Consider the following 14,289-nt stretch of genomic DNA (forward strand, 5'->3'; position numbering starts at 1 on the left):
AAAACCTTGATACAAACACAAAGAAATCGCTTACAATAATTCGTGTCCCTAAGCATATTTCAACAAAATCCCACATGAATTTTCATGCAAAAACATCAATAAAAAAATTTTTTTAACAACAAAAATCCGTCACCAAATCGGGCCTTTTGTTGGAGGGACGGACCTCTAAATATACAAACGGAATTCTATGATAATTTCCCTTCTTTTCCCTCATGTTGACCTTTTCAAACAAAAAAGAGGGACGGACCTTCGAACATTCGAAGGTCCGTCCCTCTTTCTTCATGCTTCTTTCATCGCTTCACTTTCTACGAGGTTCATGAAATCTGTGACGACTTTGTTGTTGTTTTTCTCCCCGCCAAGTTTCAGTAGTACTTTTCCGAGGAAGTTCAAGCCTTTTTTTTCCCCTTTATAAACGAATTTCGTCTGATTCTCATCGATTTTATGAAGAGTGAATGCGGCCTCGATTTCAAATGCCTTGGCCAGTGTGAAGCCAATTTTATTATGCTTCTTCTCCGGGGTATTTTCGTACTCCAGGTCCTCTACTATATACGTTTCAATCCTTTTCCCTTCTTTGTATTTCTGTTGGTAGGTCGATCCCACCACGCCCTCTTTTCGCTCAATGACCTTGTTTTCAACGACGTTCGGCATTATGCGCTGAATATTTTCAAGCTCGAATAAATGCCAGACTGTTTCAATATTGACTGGTATGATCCGTTCCTCATGCCATGTAATCATCTCTTCCGTCCTCCATTCCCATTTCAAAGAAATCTTCCATTTCCTGAATCACAGTTTGTATACGTTCAATTTCAGCTTCCAGCCCCCGCTTTTTCGCCTTGATCAACTCCTCCAGATTTTCAAATGATTCATCATTCACGACGGTGAGCATCTCCTGGATGGTAAAGTTAAACCTCCTCAAGTAAACAAGTAATCGACCTACGAGATAAGATCCATTATCATAATAGCGATAGTTGTTTGCAGGATCGATATACACTGGTTCAAGTAGCTTGACCTCTGCATAGTACCTCAGTGTTTCCTTACTCAGTCCTGTCATCCTGGAAAACTCGCTTACTTTGTACACCCTCATCACCTCACACCTAGATCATAAACCATGTGGTGCACTACACGGTCAACCTTTACATAAAAACTCATCAAAGAAGAGAGACCTTCCCCATCCTCATGGGCAAAGGTCTCAGTGATTGGAAACCAAGGGGCTTTTTTCAGGAAGAAGCTTCTTGATCTCTTGGTATGCTTCTTCGATTGAATGCACCTTAACCGTGGTCTTTCGATCCTCAGGATATTGATTCCACATATGTAAGTACCTCGGATCATAATAGTATTCGATGAGCAGTTCCAATATCCGTTCATAGTTTCCCTTCTGCAGCTCAGCCTCTATTTCATTTGCAACCGGACTGTGAATCCTCCGCTTGATGGACCTGAATGCTTTTACAAACTCTTCATGGTGTTCGTGGAGGCGGTACTCGTCTAAAATATGCCGGACCCTCTCTTTCATGGGCATTTCGATAAAGATATGAAATGCCTCTTCCTTCTCCTGAATGAGAAAATCAGGAAGGAGAACCTTTCCAATCCGCTTACTTTCCGCTTCAAATAACAGAAAAGGAGAACCTTGCTTCTTCATCAGTTCCCGAAGGAGGAGAGAATCGAATGTTTTCTGGTTGTTGGCCGTAAGTCCGATTTCCCCGAATATGGACCCTCTATGGTTGGCGAGGCCTTCTATATCAAGAACCGGATATCCTTCTTCTTGAAGCTTCTTCAAGATCGCGGTCTTTCCGGTGCCTGTCCCGCCGTTCAGTACAAAAGAAGCAGGCTTCATGTCAATATTTTCAAGCCCCTTCAACACCCAGTGGCGATAAGCCCTGACTCCTCCCGGAATCCGGGAAGTCCTGATCCCCATCAGGTCAAGGAAAGTGGCGGCTGCTTTACTTCGCATGCCACCCCGCCAGCAAAACACGACGATTTCACCCTCAAGTTTCCTGAATTCGTTAATGAATCGGGGAAGCTTACCTGAAAAAATCTCCAGTCCCCGTTCCGTCGCCACTTCCTTACTCACCTGCTTATATAATGTCCCTACTTCTGCTCTTTCTACATCATCGAAAACGGGTATATTCAGGCTGCCCGGAATCGTCATTTCCCTGTACTCAGAAGGAGACCGTACGTCCACGAATGTATACTTATCTAAATCGCATTGATCGATCGATAGATCTTTGAACATGTCATCCTCTCCTTTTTATATCTCTCTTTTATTTTACACCACTTCCGTATTCATTCTTTCCCTTTTTATTCTTTTTAGAAGTATTCACCTGGTCCTTTCCTACTGTTTATCGATTGAATATTCAGTTTTTTCACCTCATTGGTACTATATACCAGAGTAATAGAACCCCTTATAATGAAAAGAGAAATAATATTTCATGTTTTTTTAAAAATTCATGAAGTATTATTTCAATTAAATGAAAGCGGTTTCTTTGTAACCGTAAGAGAGGAGTAGAGAAATGAAAGCAGTAAAGTACATGATTATGGCCGTGATGTTGTTCTCACTGGCTCTTCCCTTTTCTACCGGGAAAGCGAAGGCCTCCGGGGCAACTGAACCGAAGCATGAGATGCGGGCCGCGTGGATTGCGACCGTGACGAATATTGACATGGCGCCTGGAATGGACAAGCAGGAATTTACGGATTGGGTGGTGAACACCCTGGACGAGTTGAAAGAATTGAACTTCAATACGGTGATTTATCAAGTCAAGCCGACTGCCGATGCCTTGTATCCTTCCGAACTTGCCCCATGGTCCCAGTATATTACGGGTGATGAGCAGGGAACCAATCCAGGCTATGACCCACTTGCCATCATGTTAGACGAATCTCATAAACGTGGAATCGAAGTACACGCGTGGGTGAACCCTTACCGGATCACGATGCCGAATCAAACGATCGAGTCCCTCGCGGATGACAACGTGGCCAAACTTCACCCGGAGTGGGTACTGAAATATGGAAAACAATACTATCTCAATCCTGGAATTCCCGAAGTACAAGATTACTTGATTGATACAGTGAAAGAACTAGTAAGCAACTACGACATAGAAGCGGTTCACATGGATGATTATTTCTATCCTTATAAAATTGCAGGAGAAAGCTTCCCAGATCAAGATACATACGAGAAATATGGCAGCACATTCGACAATATCGATGACTGGAGACGGAACAACGTCGATGAACTGGTGGCTGACATCAACACTGAAATCAAAGGAATCAAAGACTATGTCCAATTCGGGATTTCCCCATTTGGCGTGTGGAGAAATATCGCCGATGATCCGACAGGAAGCGAGACAGAAGCAGGACAAACGAATTTCGATGACTTGTATGCCGACACCCGTCAATGGATCAAGGATGGAAGCATCGACTACATCACCCCGCAAATCTACTGGTCGAGGAAACTCGCCGTCGCCAACTACTCTGTCCTGCTCGATTGGTGGAGTCGGGAAGTGAATGAGTATTCTTATGAACATCCGGTCAATCTGTACATCGGGATGGCCGATTATAAGGTCGGGGACAACTTTGACCAGGAATGGTTCAATCCTTATGAACTGCCGGGACAAATCATGGACAACCGGGCTAACGATACGGCGCTCGGCCAAATGCATTTCTCCTTAAGACAAATTTTCGAAAACCCACTTGGGTACGCCGACATCTTACGAAATGAAGTATATACGGAAAAGGCATTGACGCCTGCCACTCCTTGGAACAACGATGATCTTCCAAAAAAACCGAACACGGTAAAAGCGGATAAGCAGGAAGACGGTATCACCTTGACCATCGATGATAAGAAGCATTCCGATGCCAGAAAGTATGTGATTTACCGCTTTGATGGCGTAAAAGAAGGAGACTACCAGAATCCGGCGAATATCATTGATGTCGTGTATTCCCAAGATAGTCTGACAACCTATGAAGATACTTCTGCTCTGAAAGATGGAATGTACACGTATGGTGTTACATCCGTTTCTCCGACAGGTGTGGAAAGTAAGGGTGCGAAAACAGTGAGAGTACGATAATCATAGAAAGAAGCGTTTCCCCTAATGGAGAAACGCTTCTTCTTATTTTAACTGTATTTCCTTTACCTTTTCTCTCATATGATCCGGCCACCATGCCCCGCATTCATCGGATACCACACAGGCCGCACACTTCTCCAAATCGTACACCATCATCCCTTGAATCGGGGGTGAATAGAGGTGGAGAGTCACAAGATTCCTTGCACTCCCCTTTTTCATTTTATGAACGCCTTTCTTCGGTGCAAAAAAGAAGGAGCCTTTCCTATATTCCCGGTCAAATAACTCCTCGGGAAGCTGGTTATCCTTCACTTCAAAGATCGTGTTGACTGAAGTCCCATTCATCACCTGGATCCATCCCTTCGAATCCCCGTGATCGTGGGGGGCACATTCCATATCGGACCAATTCATGACGAGGAGCTCCACTGCTTCATTTTGATAAAGGAGCTTTCGATAATAAGGTTTTCCTTCCGGAGACTCCAGATAAGGCTGTAAATCCTCAAAACATATATTCAGAGACTGCAAGACTTCTTTCAGTACTTTTGTTGAAGGATTAGACAATTCATCCAATCGATTCTTTATCTCTTCCTTTAAGGACACTGTGGATCCCCCCCTGATGTTATCGTTTCCTCCATAGAAACCGATGAAGGACAGAAACCATCTGGCCGTTGACAATGACAACTCCTATTATAATTATGACTCCACCCAGGATGCTTATGAGAAAAATTTTCTCGTGCAGGAGGAGAATGGCGGCAATGAGAGTTGTGACAGGCTCCAAGTAGAGAAACATCGACACCTTGGACGCATCCAATACTTCCAATGCCTTCGCCCAGTACCAATACGCGATTCCCGAAACGAATACACCGAGGAACATCAAGTGTGCCCACTCTACATTTGATAGTTGGGAAATGCCTTCCCAGCCGCGGTTGCGAATGAGAAACGGGATGGTCAAACTGAATCCCAGCAGGCTCATATAAAATGTAATCACGAGAGATGGGAGCTCAATGCGAAGTTTTTTCAGAAGCACAGAGTATACCGCCCAGTTCAATGTACTGAGAATCATCAGGAGATACCCGATGTTGACAGCAAATCCGATCGACTTGTCGCTCCCCGCAGTCGTTACCATCAGCACACCCGTAATCGCGATGATCATCCCCATCGCTTTAGGGAGAGTCATTTTTTCATGAAGGAACATCATGGAAAGGATGACGGTGAACACCGGGGAAAAAGAAATCATCCATCCTGCCGACGATGCATCAATGTTCAAGAGTGCCGTCGCTTGGATGACTTGATGAATGAAGACCCCGAGGACCCCCAGGACGATCAAGTGAGGGACATACTTCAGAGGGATGGGGAGCCTGTATCCTTTTAGCAATAGAAGCATGAGCAGAAACAGAGCTCCGATCCCAAAGCGGAGGACGAGGAGCGTATAGGGATCAAGCGTACCCAGCACCGCTTTCGTCGAGACGAAGGAAATGCCCCAGAAGCTGATGGACATTGTGGCATATAGGGAAGCGGCAGCTTTTGTTTTCATCGGGATCATGGACGGGGCACCCTTTCTGGACATGGTTTCTTTTTATCAAGGTATGCTCGTCCCGGGGAAAGATGTGCAGAGGTTTAATAAAACAGGGGATTACTGCATCCAGCGTACTTATCGTTTAAGAGATCACGTTAAGTGCGCCAGAGTTGATAAATAGACGGAAATATTCCGCTTATAGAGTCATTACGATTGGAAAAGGCTGAAATAGACGGAAATATTCCGCCTATCAGCTCAAAAAATACGAAAAATTGATTGTTTTTCTTTACTTAAGCGGAAAACCTCCGCTTATATATCCCCAAAATAAGTTAGATTCTAAATGTAACCGGAAAATTTCCGATTATTTACCTTTTGCTCGTTCTTTGTTTATGATGAACCGTATCACATATACTCAATGTTGGTACTCCCAATAAAGAAAGCTCGCGCAAATTACTACGGCGAGCTACACTTTTTCATATACCATGATTGATGCTACCACAACTGTCATTTCGGATTAACATAACGTACCACAAATCAAATCATCATTGGAACGCTTATTACCTTCAGTTATGGGTCACCCGCCCACCAAACTGAGGCAAATACTCTTTATGGACCTCAAGCATTTCATCCAATAGCTGTTTCGCTTTCACATCACTCGTCACCAACGGATTGATGGTCATGGCAAGCAGTGCTTTTTCATAGGAACCGGTTACGGATGCTTCTGCCGCCACCCGCTCAAAGGATTTGATCTGTTGCACAAGTCCACTGACCGAAACGGGGAGTCCCCCGATGGCAATCGGCTTAGGTCCCCCTTTCGTCACGACACAGTTCACTTCCACGGCAGACTCCCTTGGCAAATCACTGATTGCTCCATCATTGCGCACATTCAAAGTCTGGATATCCCCGCTATCATTATAGATGGACGATATGAGATTGCATGCTGCATCACTGTAATAGGCTCCTCCCCGCTCTTCAAGCTGCGGAGGCTTAACCGCTAAACTCTCATCCTTATACAATTCGAACAGCTCGGTTTCCAATTTCTGAACAACCTCCGCACGAGTCGTACCCGACTGGAATTCCTCAAGCTGCTTTTCTAAAATATCACCCGTTTTGTAGTAATAACGGTGATATGGACAAGGGATGACTCCCAGACTCCTGATGAATTCCGGTTCCCACGGCAGGGGCGCGATATTTCTCATACTCACCTGCCTCTCGGGATCGCTCATGAGGTCGAGTACTTCCCCCAATACAGATTCCCCGTCCACCAGCACGTCCAATCCATAGACCATATGATTGAGTCCGGCAAAATCGATATGCAGGCGTTCCACCTCGACGCCGAGGAGCCTTGCTAACGTCATCCTCGTATTGATGGGAAGATTGCAAACGCCCACGACCTTCGGATGAGACCCATAGCGAAGCATTGCTTCTGTCACCATGCCAGCAGGGTTCGTGAAATTGATCAGCCAGGCATCGGGGCACATTTCCTGCATTTCCTTCGAGATTTCCAAAAGGACAGGGATCGTCCTCATTCCCTTAAAAAGTCCCCCGGCCCCATTCGTTTCCTGACCGATCATGCCGTATTTGATCGGCAGACGCTCGTCCTGAATCCGGGCTTTCAGCTGCCCGACCCGCATCTGGGTGGTGACAAAGTCAGCTCCACTCAACGCCTCTATCCTGTCCAGTGTCAGATGGATCTCCATCGGGACCCCTGCCTTATCCACCATTCTCTTCGCTAAATTCCCGACAATACTCAGCTTCTCTCTTCCCTCTGCGATATCCACAAGCCACAGCTCACTCACCGGAAGCTCATCATACCGTTTGATCAATCCTTCTACAAACTCAGGGGTATAGCTCGAGCCCCCGCCGATCGTGACGATCTTGATTCCTTTTCTCATTGCAAGAGCCTCCATTTACCTGGCCACAAAAGCCAAAATAAAACTGATGACGAAACTGACCACGACTGCCAGTAGCATCCGCTTCTTTTTAACAGAAGCGTCTTCCACCGGTCCTTCAATTTTCAATAAAATGTATGAAAGCCCGATGGAAGCTGAAATGCCCGTAGCCAAAAACACGCTCCATTCTTTTGCAAGCCCCGTGCTCATCAATGGTTTAGAAAGAAGTAAAAGTCCAATAGATACAGAGATCAATAATACAAACACACTTTTAAATCCGATTCTCTTCGGCACAACGGTTTCTGTCATGTCCATCACTCCTGACCTAGTAAAGAAGTGGGAATCCTTGGACTCCCACTTCTGGTTATTTATGATTATCGTTTACTATTTTCTCTGTCCAGCTACAGGGGCTTGAGGCTCGAGGTCATAAGTCAATTCATCCAAAAAGGCAAAGGACGCCTTTCCGGATGACTCGCCTTATGCTTGTCGCCTCAGGGCTAGCCCCTTCCGCTTTTCTCTGTCCAGCTACAGGGGCTTGAGGCTCGAGGTCATAAGTCAATTCATCCAAAAAGGCAAAGGACGCCTTTCCGGATGACTCGCCTTATGCTTGTCGCCTCAGGGCAAGCCCCTTCCGCTTTTCTATGCCGCTTGTTGTTCGCTCTCTTCCATCTTCAACATTTTCCTGTCATACATTTTCAAGAATGGGAAGTAGATAGCAAATGAGATTCCGACATTGATCAGAACCATGACGATCGCTCTCCAGTCACCACCCGTTGCAAGGTACGCTCCGATTGGTGCAGGCAGCGTCCATGGCGGCATGATGTAGGTTGGTGATACCAAACCGACAGTGGTGGCCACATACGAAAGAGTCGCTGTGATCAAAGGTACCGTGATGAATGGGATGATCAAGATTGGGTTCAATACGATTGGAGCACCGAATATGACAGGCTCATTAATATTGAAAAGGCCCGGTACCAGACATGTTTTCCCTAATGCTTTTAAATATTTTGAGCGGGAGAAGAACACCATCGCAAGGACCAATCCAAGCGTGGCTCCTGATCCACCGATCCAGATGAACCATTGGTAGAACGTCTCAGGCGCAATATGCGGGATCGCTTGCCCACTTGCAACCGCATCAGCGTTGTTCACAAGGAATACTTCCCACAGTGGACGGGCGACGGTCCCTACAACGGATACGCCGTGGATCCCGAATGACCAGAAGAAATCGATCAGGAATACCGGAACCAATACTCCGAATATGCTGTCACCTGCTGTAACCAGTGGAGCAACGGCGACACCGACCAACTTATGCAGATCTACCCCTGCTAAGACCGTCACGGATGATATCAATAAAATTACGATTGCTACAGGTATAAGTGCTTCAAAGCTTCGTGAAACGGATGCCGGAACTTGCTCAGGCATTTTGATCGTGATGTTCTTCGTCTTACAGAAGCGCAGGATTTCAACTGCCAGAATCGAGACGACCATGGAAACGAATAATCCCTGCCCACCGAGATTGGTCATTGGAAGGACCCAGCCTTCTCCGTCCATTACTTTCGGTGTGATGGTCAATAGAAGTGCTGCGACTGAGATCTGTGCCCCGGATAAAGGATCCAGTTTATAGCTTTTCGAGAGATTGTATCCGATTCCGAAGGCGACATAGAGCGACATGATGAACATGGTCAGACGGTACGGAATCAGGATCTCGACAATATTGTCTGCTGCCCACTGTTTGATGTCACCGAATATCCATGCATCAGGCAGTGGCGGAAACGCTAAGATCAAAAAGAATGAACCGACGATAATAAATGGCAGTGCTGAAATAACTCCATCCCGGATTGCTTGCAAATGCCTTTGTTCAGAGAGTCTGGCCATTGGACCTGACAAGTTATTCTCCAGAAAGTTCACAAACGTTTGCATGTTACTACCCCCTTGTTTCCTATTAAGTTAGTTTGTTAATTCCTTTACTGTTTTCAGTAAAGTCGGCCCACCAAGCGGCGTGTACGCCTGTGGCGGAATCGGCCCGCATGGAACATTGGCCTCATCGGCGGCTTTCTTCACTTGATCAAATCGGTGTCTGATCTGAGGTGCTACCATACATACATCCCATCCCTTAGAGATTTCCTCGGATACTTCCCCAGTTCCGATTGCATGGACTTCCATTTCAATCCCCTCTTTTGTTCCTTCTTTTTTCAGGGCATTGACGACGATCGCACTGGACATCCCTCCAGAGCATACGAATAATACTTTCATCCCTATTCCTCCTCCTCTTTCATTCGCTGAACCACTTCATGTGTATGAATAATTTGCTCGTAAACGCCATGTCCTTTTTTCATGCATAATGCCACGAATAAAGCGTCTATCACGACGAGTTGAGCAATTCTTGCCGTCATGGTACCGATTCGGATATTATGTTCCTCCTCAGAAATCGTCAGGACGATATCGGCGAGCTTTCTTGCCGGTGATTTACCGTGCTGTGTCAACAGGACGATGGTGGCTCCCTTTTCCTGTGCGACGTTCATCAGCTTCAGGATTTCCTTCGTCTGACCGGATGTTGAGACGACGAAGAGAACGTCTCTTTCCGTTAAGTTCGCAGCCATCATCATCTGCACATGGAAATCACTTGCCTGGAACGCCAGATAGTTCAACCTCAACAGCTTCTGGGTGAAATCTTCCGCTACCACAGCGGAACCACCCACTCCATACAGATAGACTCTTTCAGCTTCATGAAACGCATTGACCGCCCTACCCAGTTCATCAATGGAAAAAAGCTTTTCCGTATTCTTGATGGCTTGATAGGTATTGACCAATACTTTATTGAAGACGGTTTCAAGATTATCTTCAAAAGAAAGAAGCGTATTGATGTCATGACTCTTCGTTTCTTCGATGTTCGTACTTTTTGCGAGCTCGATTTTCAAGCCGCTGAAACTGTTGATCCCGATCCGTTTGCAGAACCGGATGATGGCGGCTTCACTGCTGCCGCATGAGTGTGATAGTTGCTTTGTGGTCATCTCCATCACTTTCTCCGGAAATTCGACTACATATTGAGCAACCGCTATTTCAGACGGTGTAAAGCTCTCCATCTGACTTTTGATGTGTTTTAAAACCTGGAATTCTGTCATGGTCACCTCCAAAAAAATGATTGTCTTGAAAAGGCTTTCAGTTTAATATGATTATATGCGATAATGAAATTAAATTTCAATATTATTTTAAAATATTTAAATTTTTATTTTACAAAATTAGTAGAAAAGAGTTCTAAAAAGGTTCAGGGAGGAATACACGATGGCAGAGATCCGCAACGTGGAAATGGAGATATTTGAGATCATATCAAACGGTGGGAATGCGAAGAGTACGGCTTATGAAGCCCTCGTTAAAGCACATGAGGGGAAATTCGATGAGGCGGAAGAGATGATCAAGACCGCCCATGACGAATTGAATAAAGCCCACAAGACACAAACAAGCCTGATCCAGGCCGAAATCAACGGGGAAGAATTTGAAAAATCCCTTCTTATGATTCATGCGCAGGATCACTTGATGACGTCAATCAGTGAAATCTCATTAATTGAACAAATGATACCGATGTTAAAGAGAATCCATGCACTCGAAAGCCAATCTAATTAAGGAGGAGTCCCAATGAGTAAAAAACTGGGCGTTTCAATCTATCCGAATCATTCTACAACTGAAAAAGATAAAGAGTATTTGGCCCTTGCCGCTTCATACGGATTCCAACGTGTGTTTACCTGCTTATTATCCGTTGAGGGAGACAAGGAAGGCATCATTGCGAACTTCAAAGAAACGATCAAGTTTGCTCGCGAGAAGAATATGGAAGTCATAGCCGACATCAGTCCACGTATTTTTAAAGAGCTGGATATTTCTTACGATGATCTATCCTTTTTTGCCGACCTGGGTGCTCACGGTATCCGCCTTGACCTTGGATATACCGGTCATGAAGAATCCATGATGTCGTACAACCCCTATGATTTGAAAATCGAATTGAACATGAGTAATGCCACGAAATACATCGATAATATCATGACGTATCAGCCCAATAAGGACCAATTATTAGGGTGCCATAACTTTTATCCGCACCGTTACTCCGGTTTATCTTATCCTTTCTTTATCGAATGCAGCCAGAAATTCAAGGACTTCGGCATGAGAACGGCAGCCTTTGTGTCTTCCGCAGATGCCACATTTGGTCCATGGCCTGTCACAGAAGGATTGCCTACACTGGAAATGCACCGTTCCCTTCCTATTGATGTACAGGCGAAGCATCTGTTTGCGACTGGACTGATTGACGACGTCATCATCAGCAATGCCTATGCGTCCGAACGTGAAATGCAGCTGCTCAGTGAATTGAATACATCGAAGCTCACTTTCACCGTCGAAACCCATGAAACGACTACGGATTTAGAGAAAACGATCATCTTTGAAGAACCCCATTTTTACCGTGGAGATGTATCGGATTATATGATTCGTTCCACTCAAAGTCGCGTCAAATACAGAGGAAGAGAATTTGCACCACATAACAACGTTGACATCAAGCGTGGGGACATCATCATTGAAAACGACTTATATGCCCAATATGCAGGAGAACTTCAGATTGCCCTGAAGGATATGGAGAACTCCGGGAAGACGAATGTGGTGGGCAGGATCCGGGAAGAAGAAGTCTTCCTTCTTGATTATTTGAAACCCTGGAGCAATTTTGCCTTTCAGCCAAGTAAGAAGGTTTAAGAGATGACTAGAGTAATAGGGATCGATGCAGGCGGAACAAAAATTCAGGGACTCGTCATGGATATGGAAAAGAATATCCTTTTCCAAAGTTTATCCGGACACGGGAACCCGTCAGTCTCGTATGAGGAAGCATTGCGTAATCTCTCCTCAGTCGTTCAACAATGCCTGGACCATACTGCTTCAGATGGTGCCACCCACATTGTCATCGGAATGGCAGGTGGAGGGTCGGGGAACATTTCCCACCGAATTCAGTCAGAATTGAGCAGGATGACTTCCCTTCCCATCATTCTGATAAACGATGCGACACTTGCCTATTTCAGCTTGATCGGTAACCGGAATGGTGTGATGACCATCGCGGGCACGGGATCGATTTGTTACGGAAGGAACGGAGTAAGAGAAGGAACGACCGGGGGCTGGGGTCACTTACTTGGAGATGAAGGCAGTGCCTACCACCTTGCCATCGAAGCGAGCAAACAGATTGTCAGGGAAATGGACTCAGGCATCCCCCTCTCCCCCCTTTCCCTCAGCATACTGAACAACATCAACGCTACTGACGCCAAAGGATTGAAAGGATTCATCTATTCTTCTTCAAAAGGGGAGATTGCCCGGCTTGCGAAAGTGATCCACATGGAAGCAGAGGCCGGGGATGAAACGGCCCTTACCTTATTGAAAAACGCCGGCAAACAGCTTGCCGCACAGACCATCGCATTGATCGAAACGTTACAGATTGAAACAAAGCCGGTCATAGCTTTGAAAGGGAGTGTCCTCGAACACAATCCCGTGGTTCAATCCACGTTTAAAGAAACGATCTCAACAGTGTTTATGGATCCGATTTTTATCGTTGATTCTACGTCCCCCGCTACAGGTGCAGTGGACATAGTTGAAGCAATCCGGAAAGGAAGGTTGTCATATGAGTAAACGATTAGCAGTCGGACTGATGTCCGGCACGTCCGTGGACGGAGTGGACGCCGCCCTTGTTTCCATCGAAGGAGCAGGGACGGATACCGTGGTGGAGCTTGTCCATTATTCGACTACGCCCTTTTCACAACCGGTGAAAAAGAAAATCTTTGATGTCATGAGTCCTGATCTTTCCTCCACCCCCCTTTTATCCAGCCTGCATTTTGAACTTGGGGACGTATACGCCGATGCCGTAGAGAAAGTATGTAAGGAGGCAGGCATCTCTGTTGATGACCTTAGCTTTATCGGATCCCATGGACAAACAGTCTATCATCAGCCCTTTCGTACGGAAGATTCGGTTGCTTCCACTCTTCAAATCGGAGAACCGAGCGTGATTGCCTACCGGACCAACACACAGGTGGTAGCCAATTTCCGTTCCATGGATATGGCTGCAGGAGGAGAAGGCGCCCCACTTGTCCCTTATACAGAGTTCCTTCTCTACGGAAAAAAGGATGGGGGCAGGCTCCTCCAAAACATCGGGGGAATCGGGAATGTGACCGTCCTTCCGAAGGACTGCTCCCTTGAAGAGGTGTTTGCTTTTGACACTGGTCCCGGGAATATGGTGATCGATGGATTATGCGAAAAATTATTCGGTTTAGCTTTTGACGAGGATGGTTCGATTGCCGCCAGGGGAACGGTTCACCCTGAAGCAGCACGGAAATGGATGGAGTGGGAAAAGGATTTCTTTCAGAAAGCGCCGCCTAAGTCCACCGGCCGGGAACTGTTTGGTGAGGTGTTCGTGAACCGTATTCTAAAGGAATACAGCGATATCCCGAAAGAAGATCTGATTGCAACGGCAACCTACTTTACCGCCCTATCCATTTCGGATGCTTATAAAACATTCGTCTTCCCTCAGCATCCGATCAACGAGGTCATCATCGGCGGCGGGGGAAGCTATAACGGAACGCTTCTCCAAATGATGAGGGAACTTCTCCCTGAAGTGACAATCCTTATTCAGGAAGATATCGGATACTCCTCCGATGCTAAGGAAGCGATTGCCTTTGCCCTATTAGCCAACGAAACCCTGCACGGCAATTCAGGCAATGTCCCAGGGGCAACCGGAGCGAAAAAACCCGTCATCCTCGGGTCGATCACACCAAGCCCCACAAGCAAAAAATAAAAACCCTTTTGGAGGGACGGA

15 protein-coding genes are annotated in these 14,289 nt (G+C 46.0%); 5 read left to right on the forward strand and 10 right to left on the reverse strand.

All coding sequences use genetic code 11. From position 1 onward, the window contains the following. Positions 1 to 279 precede the first annotated feature (279 nt). The 3 genes from ATG71_RS21000 to mnmH form a co-directional block, all read right to left on the reverse strand. On the reverse strand, positions 280 to 735 hold the full coding sequence (locus ATG71_RS21000; protein ID WP_098441325.1) for an SRPBCC family protein: 456 nt from the start codon (positions 733 to 735) through the stop codon (positions 280 to 282). Next, complete coding sequence (locus tag ATG71_RS21005) at positions 719 to 1,084, reverse strand: MerR family transcriptional regulator (RefSeq protein ID WP_286163086.1); 366 nt, start codon at positions 1,082 to 1,084, stop codon at positions 719 to 721. Before ATG71_RS21005 ends, ATG71_RS21000 begins: the two co-directional genes overlap by 17 nt. Positions 1,085 to 1,189: 105 nt before the next feature. Continuing rightward, positions 1,190 to 2,230 (reverse strand): tRNA 2-selenouridine(34) synthase MnmH, encoded by a 1,041-nt coding sequence (gene mnmH, locus ATG71_RS21010; protein WP_098441326.1) that lies wholly within the window; start codon positions 2,228 to 2,230, stop codon positions 1,190 to 1,192. A 277-nt stretch (positions 2,231 to 2,507) separates the two neighbouring features. Between mnmH and ATG71_RS21015 the strand changes: the two genes are divergently transcribed. Then, positions 2,508 to 4,058 carry a glycoside hydrolase family 10-like protein gene (locus ATG71_RS21015; RefSeq protein ID WP_098441327.1) on the forward strand — a complete coding sequence of 517 codons (1,551 nt, stop codon included), beginning with the start codon at positions 2,508 to 2,510 and terminating at the stop codon, positions 4,056 to 4,058. Between the two features lie 42 nt (positions 4,059 to 4,100). Here the strand turns inward: ATG71_RS21015 and ATG71_RS21020 are convergent, their stop codons facing one another. The 7 genes from ATG71_RS21020 to ATG71_RS21050 form a co-directional block, all read right to left on the reverse strand. Further along, the gene (locus ATG71_RS21020; protein WP_286163087.1) at positions 4,101 to 4,727 is read right to left on the reverse strand and encodes a cysteine dioxygenase; all 627 of its coding nucleotides are present in this window, start codon (positions 4,725 to 4,727) and stop codon (positions 4,101 to 4,103) included. After that, positions 4,672 to 5,586 (reverse strand): DMT family transporter, encoded by a 915-nt coding sequence (locus ATG71_RS21025; RefSeq protein WP_098441930.1) that lies wholly within the window; start codon positions 5,584 to 5,586, stop codon positions 4,672 to 4,674. The genes ATG71_RS21020 and ATG71_RS21025 overlap by 56 nt, the downstream gene beginning before the upstream one ends. Positions 5,587 to 6,131: 545 nt before the next feature. After that, positions 6,132 to 7,463: a 6-phospho-beta-glucosidase gene (locus ATG71_RS21030; RefSeq protein ID WP_098441329.1), complete on the reverse strand. Its 1,332-nt coding sequence runs from the start codon at positions 7,461 to 7,463 to the stop codon at positions 6,132 to 6,134. Positions 7,464 to 7,478: 15 nt separating this feature from the next. Next, positions 7,479 to 7,769 carry a hypothetical protein gene (locus ATG71_RS21035; RefSeq protein WP_098441330.1) on the reverse strand — a complete coding sequence of 97 codons (291 nt, stop codon included), beginning with the start codon at positions 7,767 to 7,769 and terminating at the stop codon, positions 7,479 to 7,481. Positions 7,770 to 8,099: 330 nt separating this feature from the next. Further along, positions 8,100 to 9,380: a PTS sugar transporter subunit IIC gene (locus tag ATG71_RS21040; protein ID WP_098441331.1), complete on the reverse strand. Its 1,281-nt coding sequence runs from the start codon at positions 9,378 to 9,380 to the stop codon at positions 8,100 to 8,102. Between the two features lie 27 nt (positions 9,381 to 9,407). Further along, positions 9,408 to 9,713: a PTS sugar transporter subunit IIB gene (locus ATG71_RS21045; RefSeq protein WP_060673327.1), complete on the reverse strand. Its 306-nt coding sequence runs from the start codon at positions 9,711 to 9,713 to the stop codon at positions 9,408 to 9,410. A gap of 2 nt (positions 9,714 to 9,715) precedes the next feature. Next, complete coding sequence (locus ATG71_RS21050; RefSeq protein WP_098441332.1) at positions 9,716 to 10,582, reverse strand: MurR/RpiR family transcriptional regulator; 867 nt, start codon at positions 10,580 to 10,582, stop codon at positions 9,716 to 9,718. Between the two features lie 160 nt (positions 10,583 to 10,742). Here ATG71_RS21050 and ATG71_RS21055 point away from each other — a divergent pair, with 160 nt between their 5' ends. Genes ATG71_RS21055 through anmK form a run of 4 tightly spaced genes read left to right on the forward strand, consistent with a single transcriptional unit; the run spans position 10,743 to position 14,268 of the window. Continuing rightward, positions 10,743 to 11,081, forward strand: a complete 339-nt coding sequence (locus tag ATG71_RS21055) for a PTS lactose/cellobiose transporter subunit IIA (protein ID WP_098441333.1) — start codon at positions 10,743 to 10,745, stop codon at positions 11,079 to 11,081. 12 nt (positions 11,082 to 11,093) lie between these two features. Then, complete coding sequence (locus ATG71_RS21060) at positions 11,094 to 12,191, forward strand: DUF871 domain-containing protein (protein WP_098441334.1); 1,098 nt, start codon at positions 11,094 to 11,096, stop codon at positions 12,189 to 12,191. A gap of 3 nt (positions 12,192 to 12,194) precedes the next feature. After that, a complete protein-coding gene (locus ATG71_RS21065; protein WP_098441335.1) occupies positions 12,195 to 13,109 on the forward strand; it encodes a BadF/BadG/BcrA/BcrD ATPase family protein in 915 nt (304 codons plus the stop codon). Beyond that, positions 13,102 to 14,268, forward strand: coding sequence for an anhydro-N-acetylmuramic acid kinase AnmK (gene anmK, locus ATG71_RS21070; protein WP_098441336.1), 1,167 nt, complete (start codon positions 13,102 to 13,104; stop codon positions 14,266 to 14,268). Before ATG71_RS21065 ends, anmK begins: the two co-directional genes overlap by 8 nt. Positions 14,269 to 14,289 lie beyond the last annotated feature (21 nt).

It is taken from the genome of Bacillus sp. es.034 (genome assembly GCF_002563655.1).
GTDB lineage: Bacteria > Bacillota > Bacilli > Bacillales > Bacillaceae_B > Rossellomorea.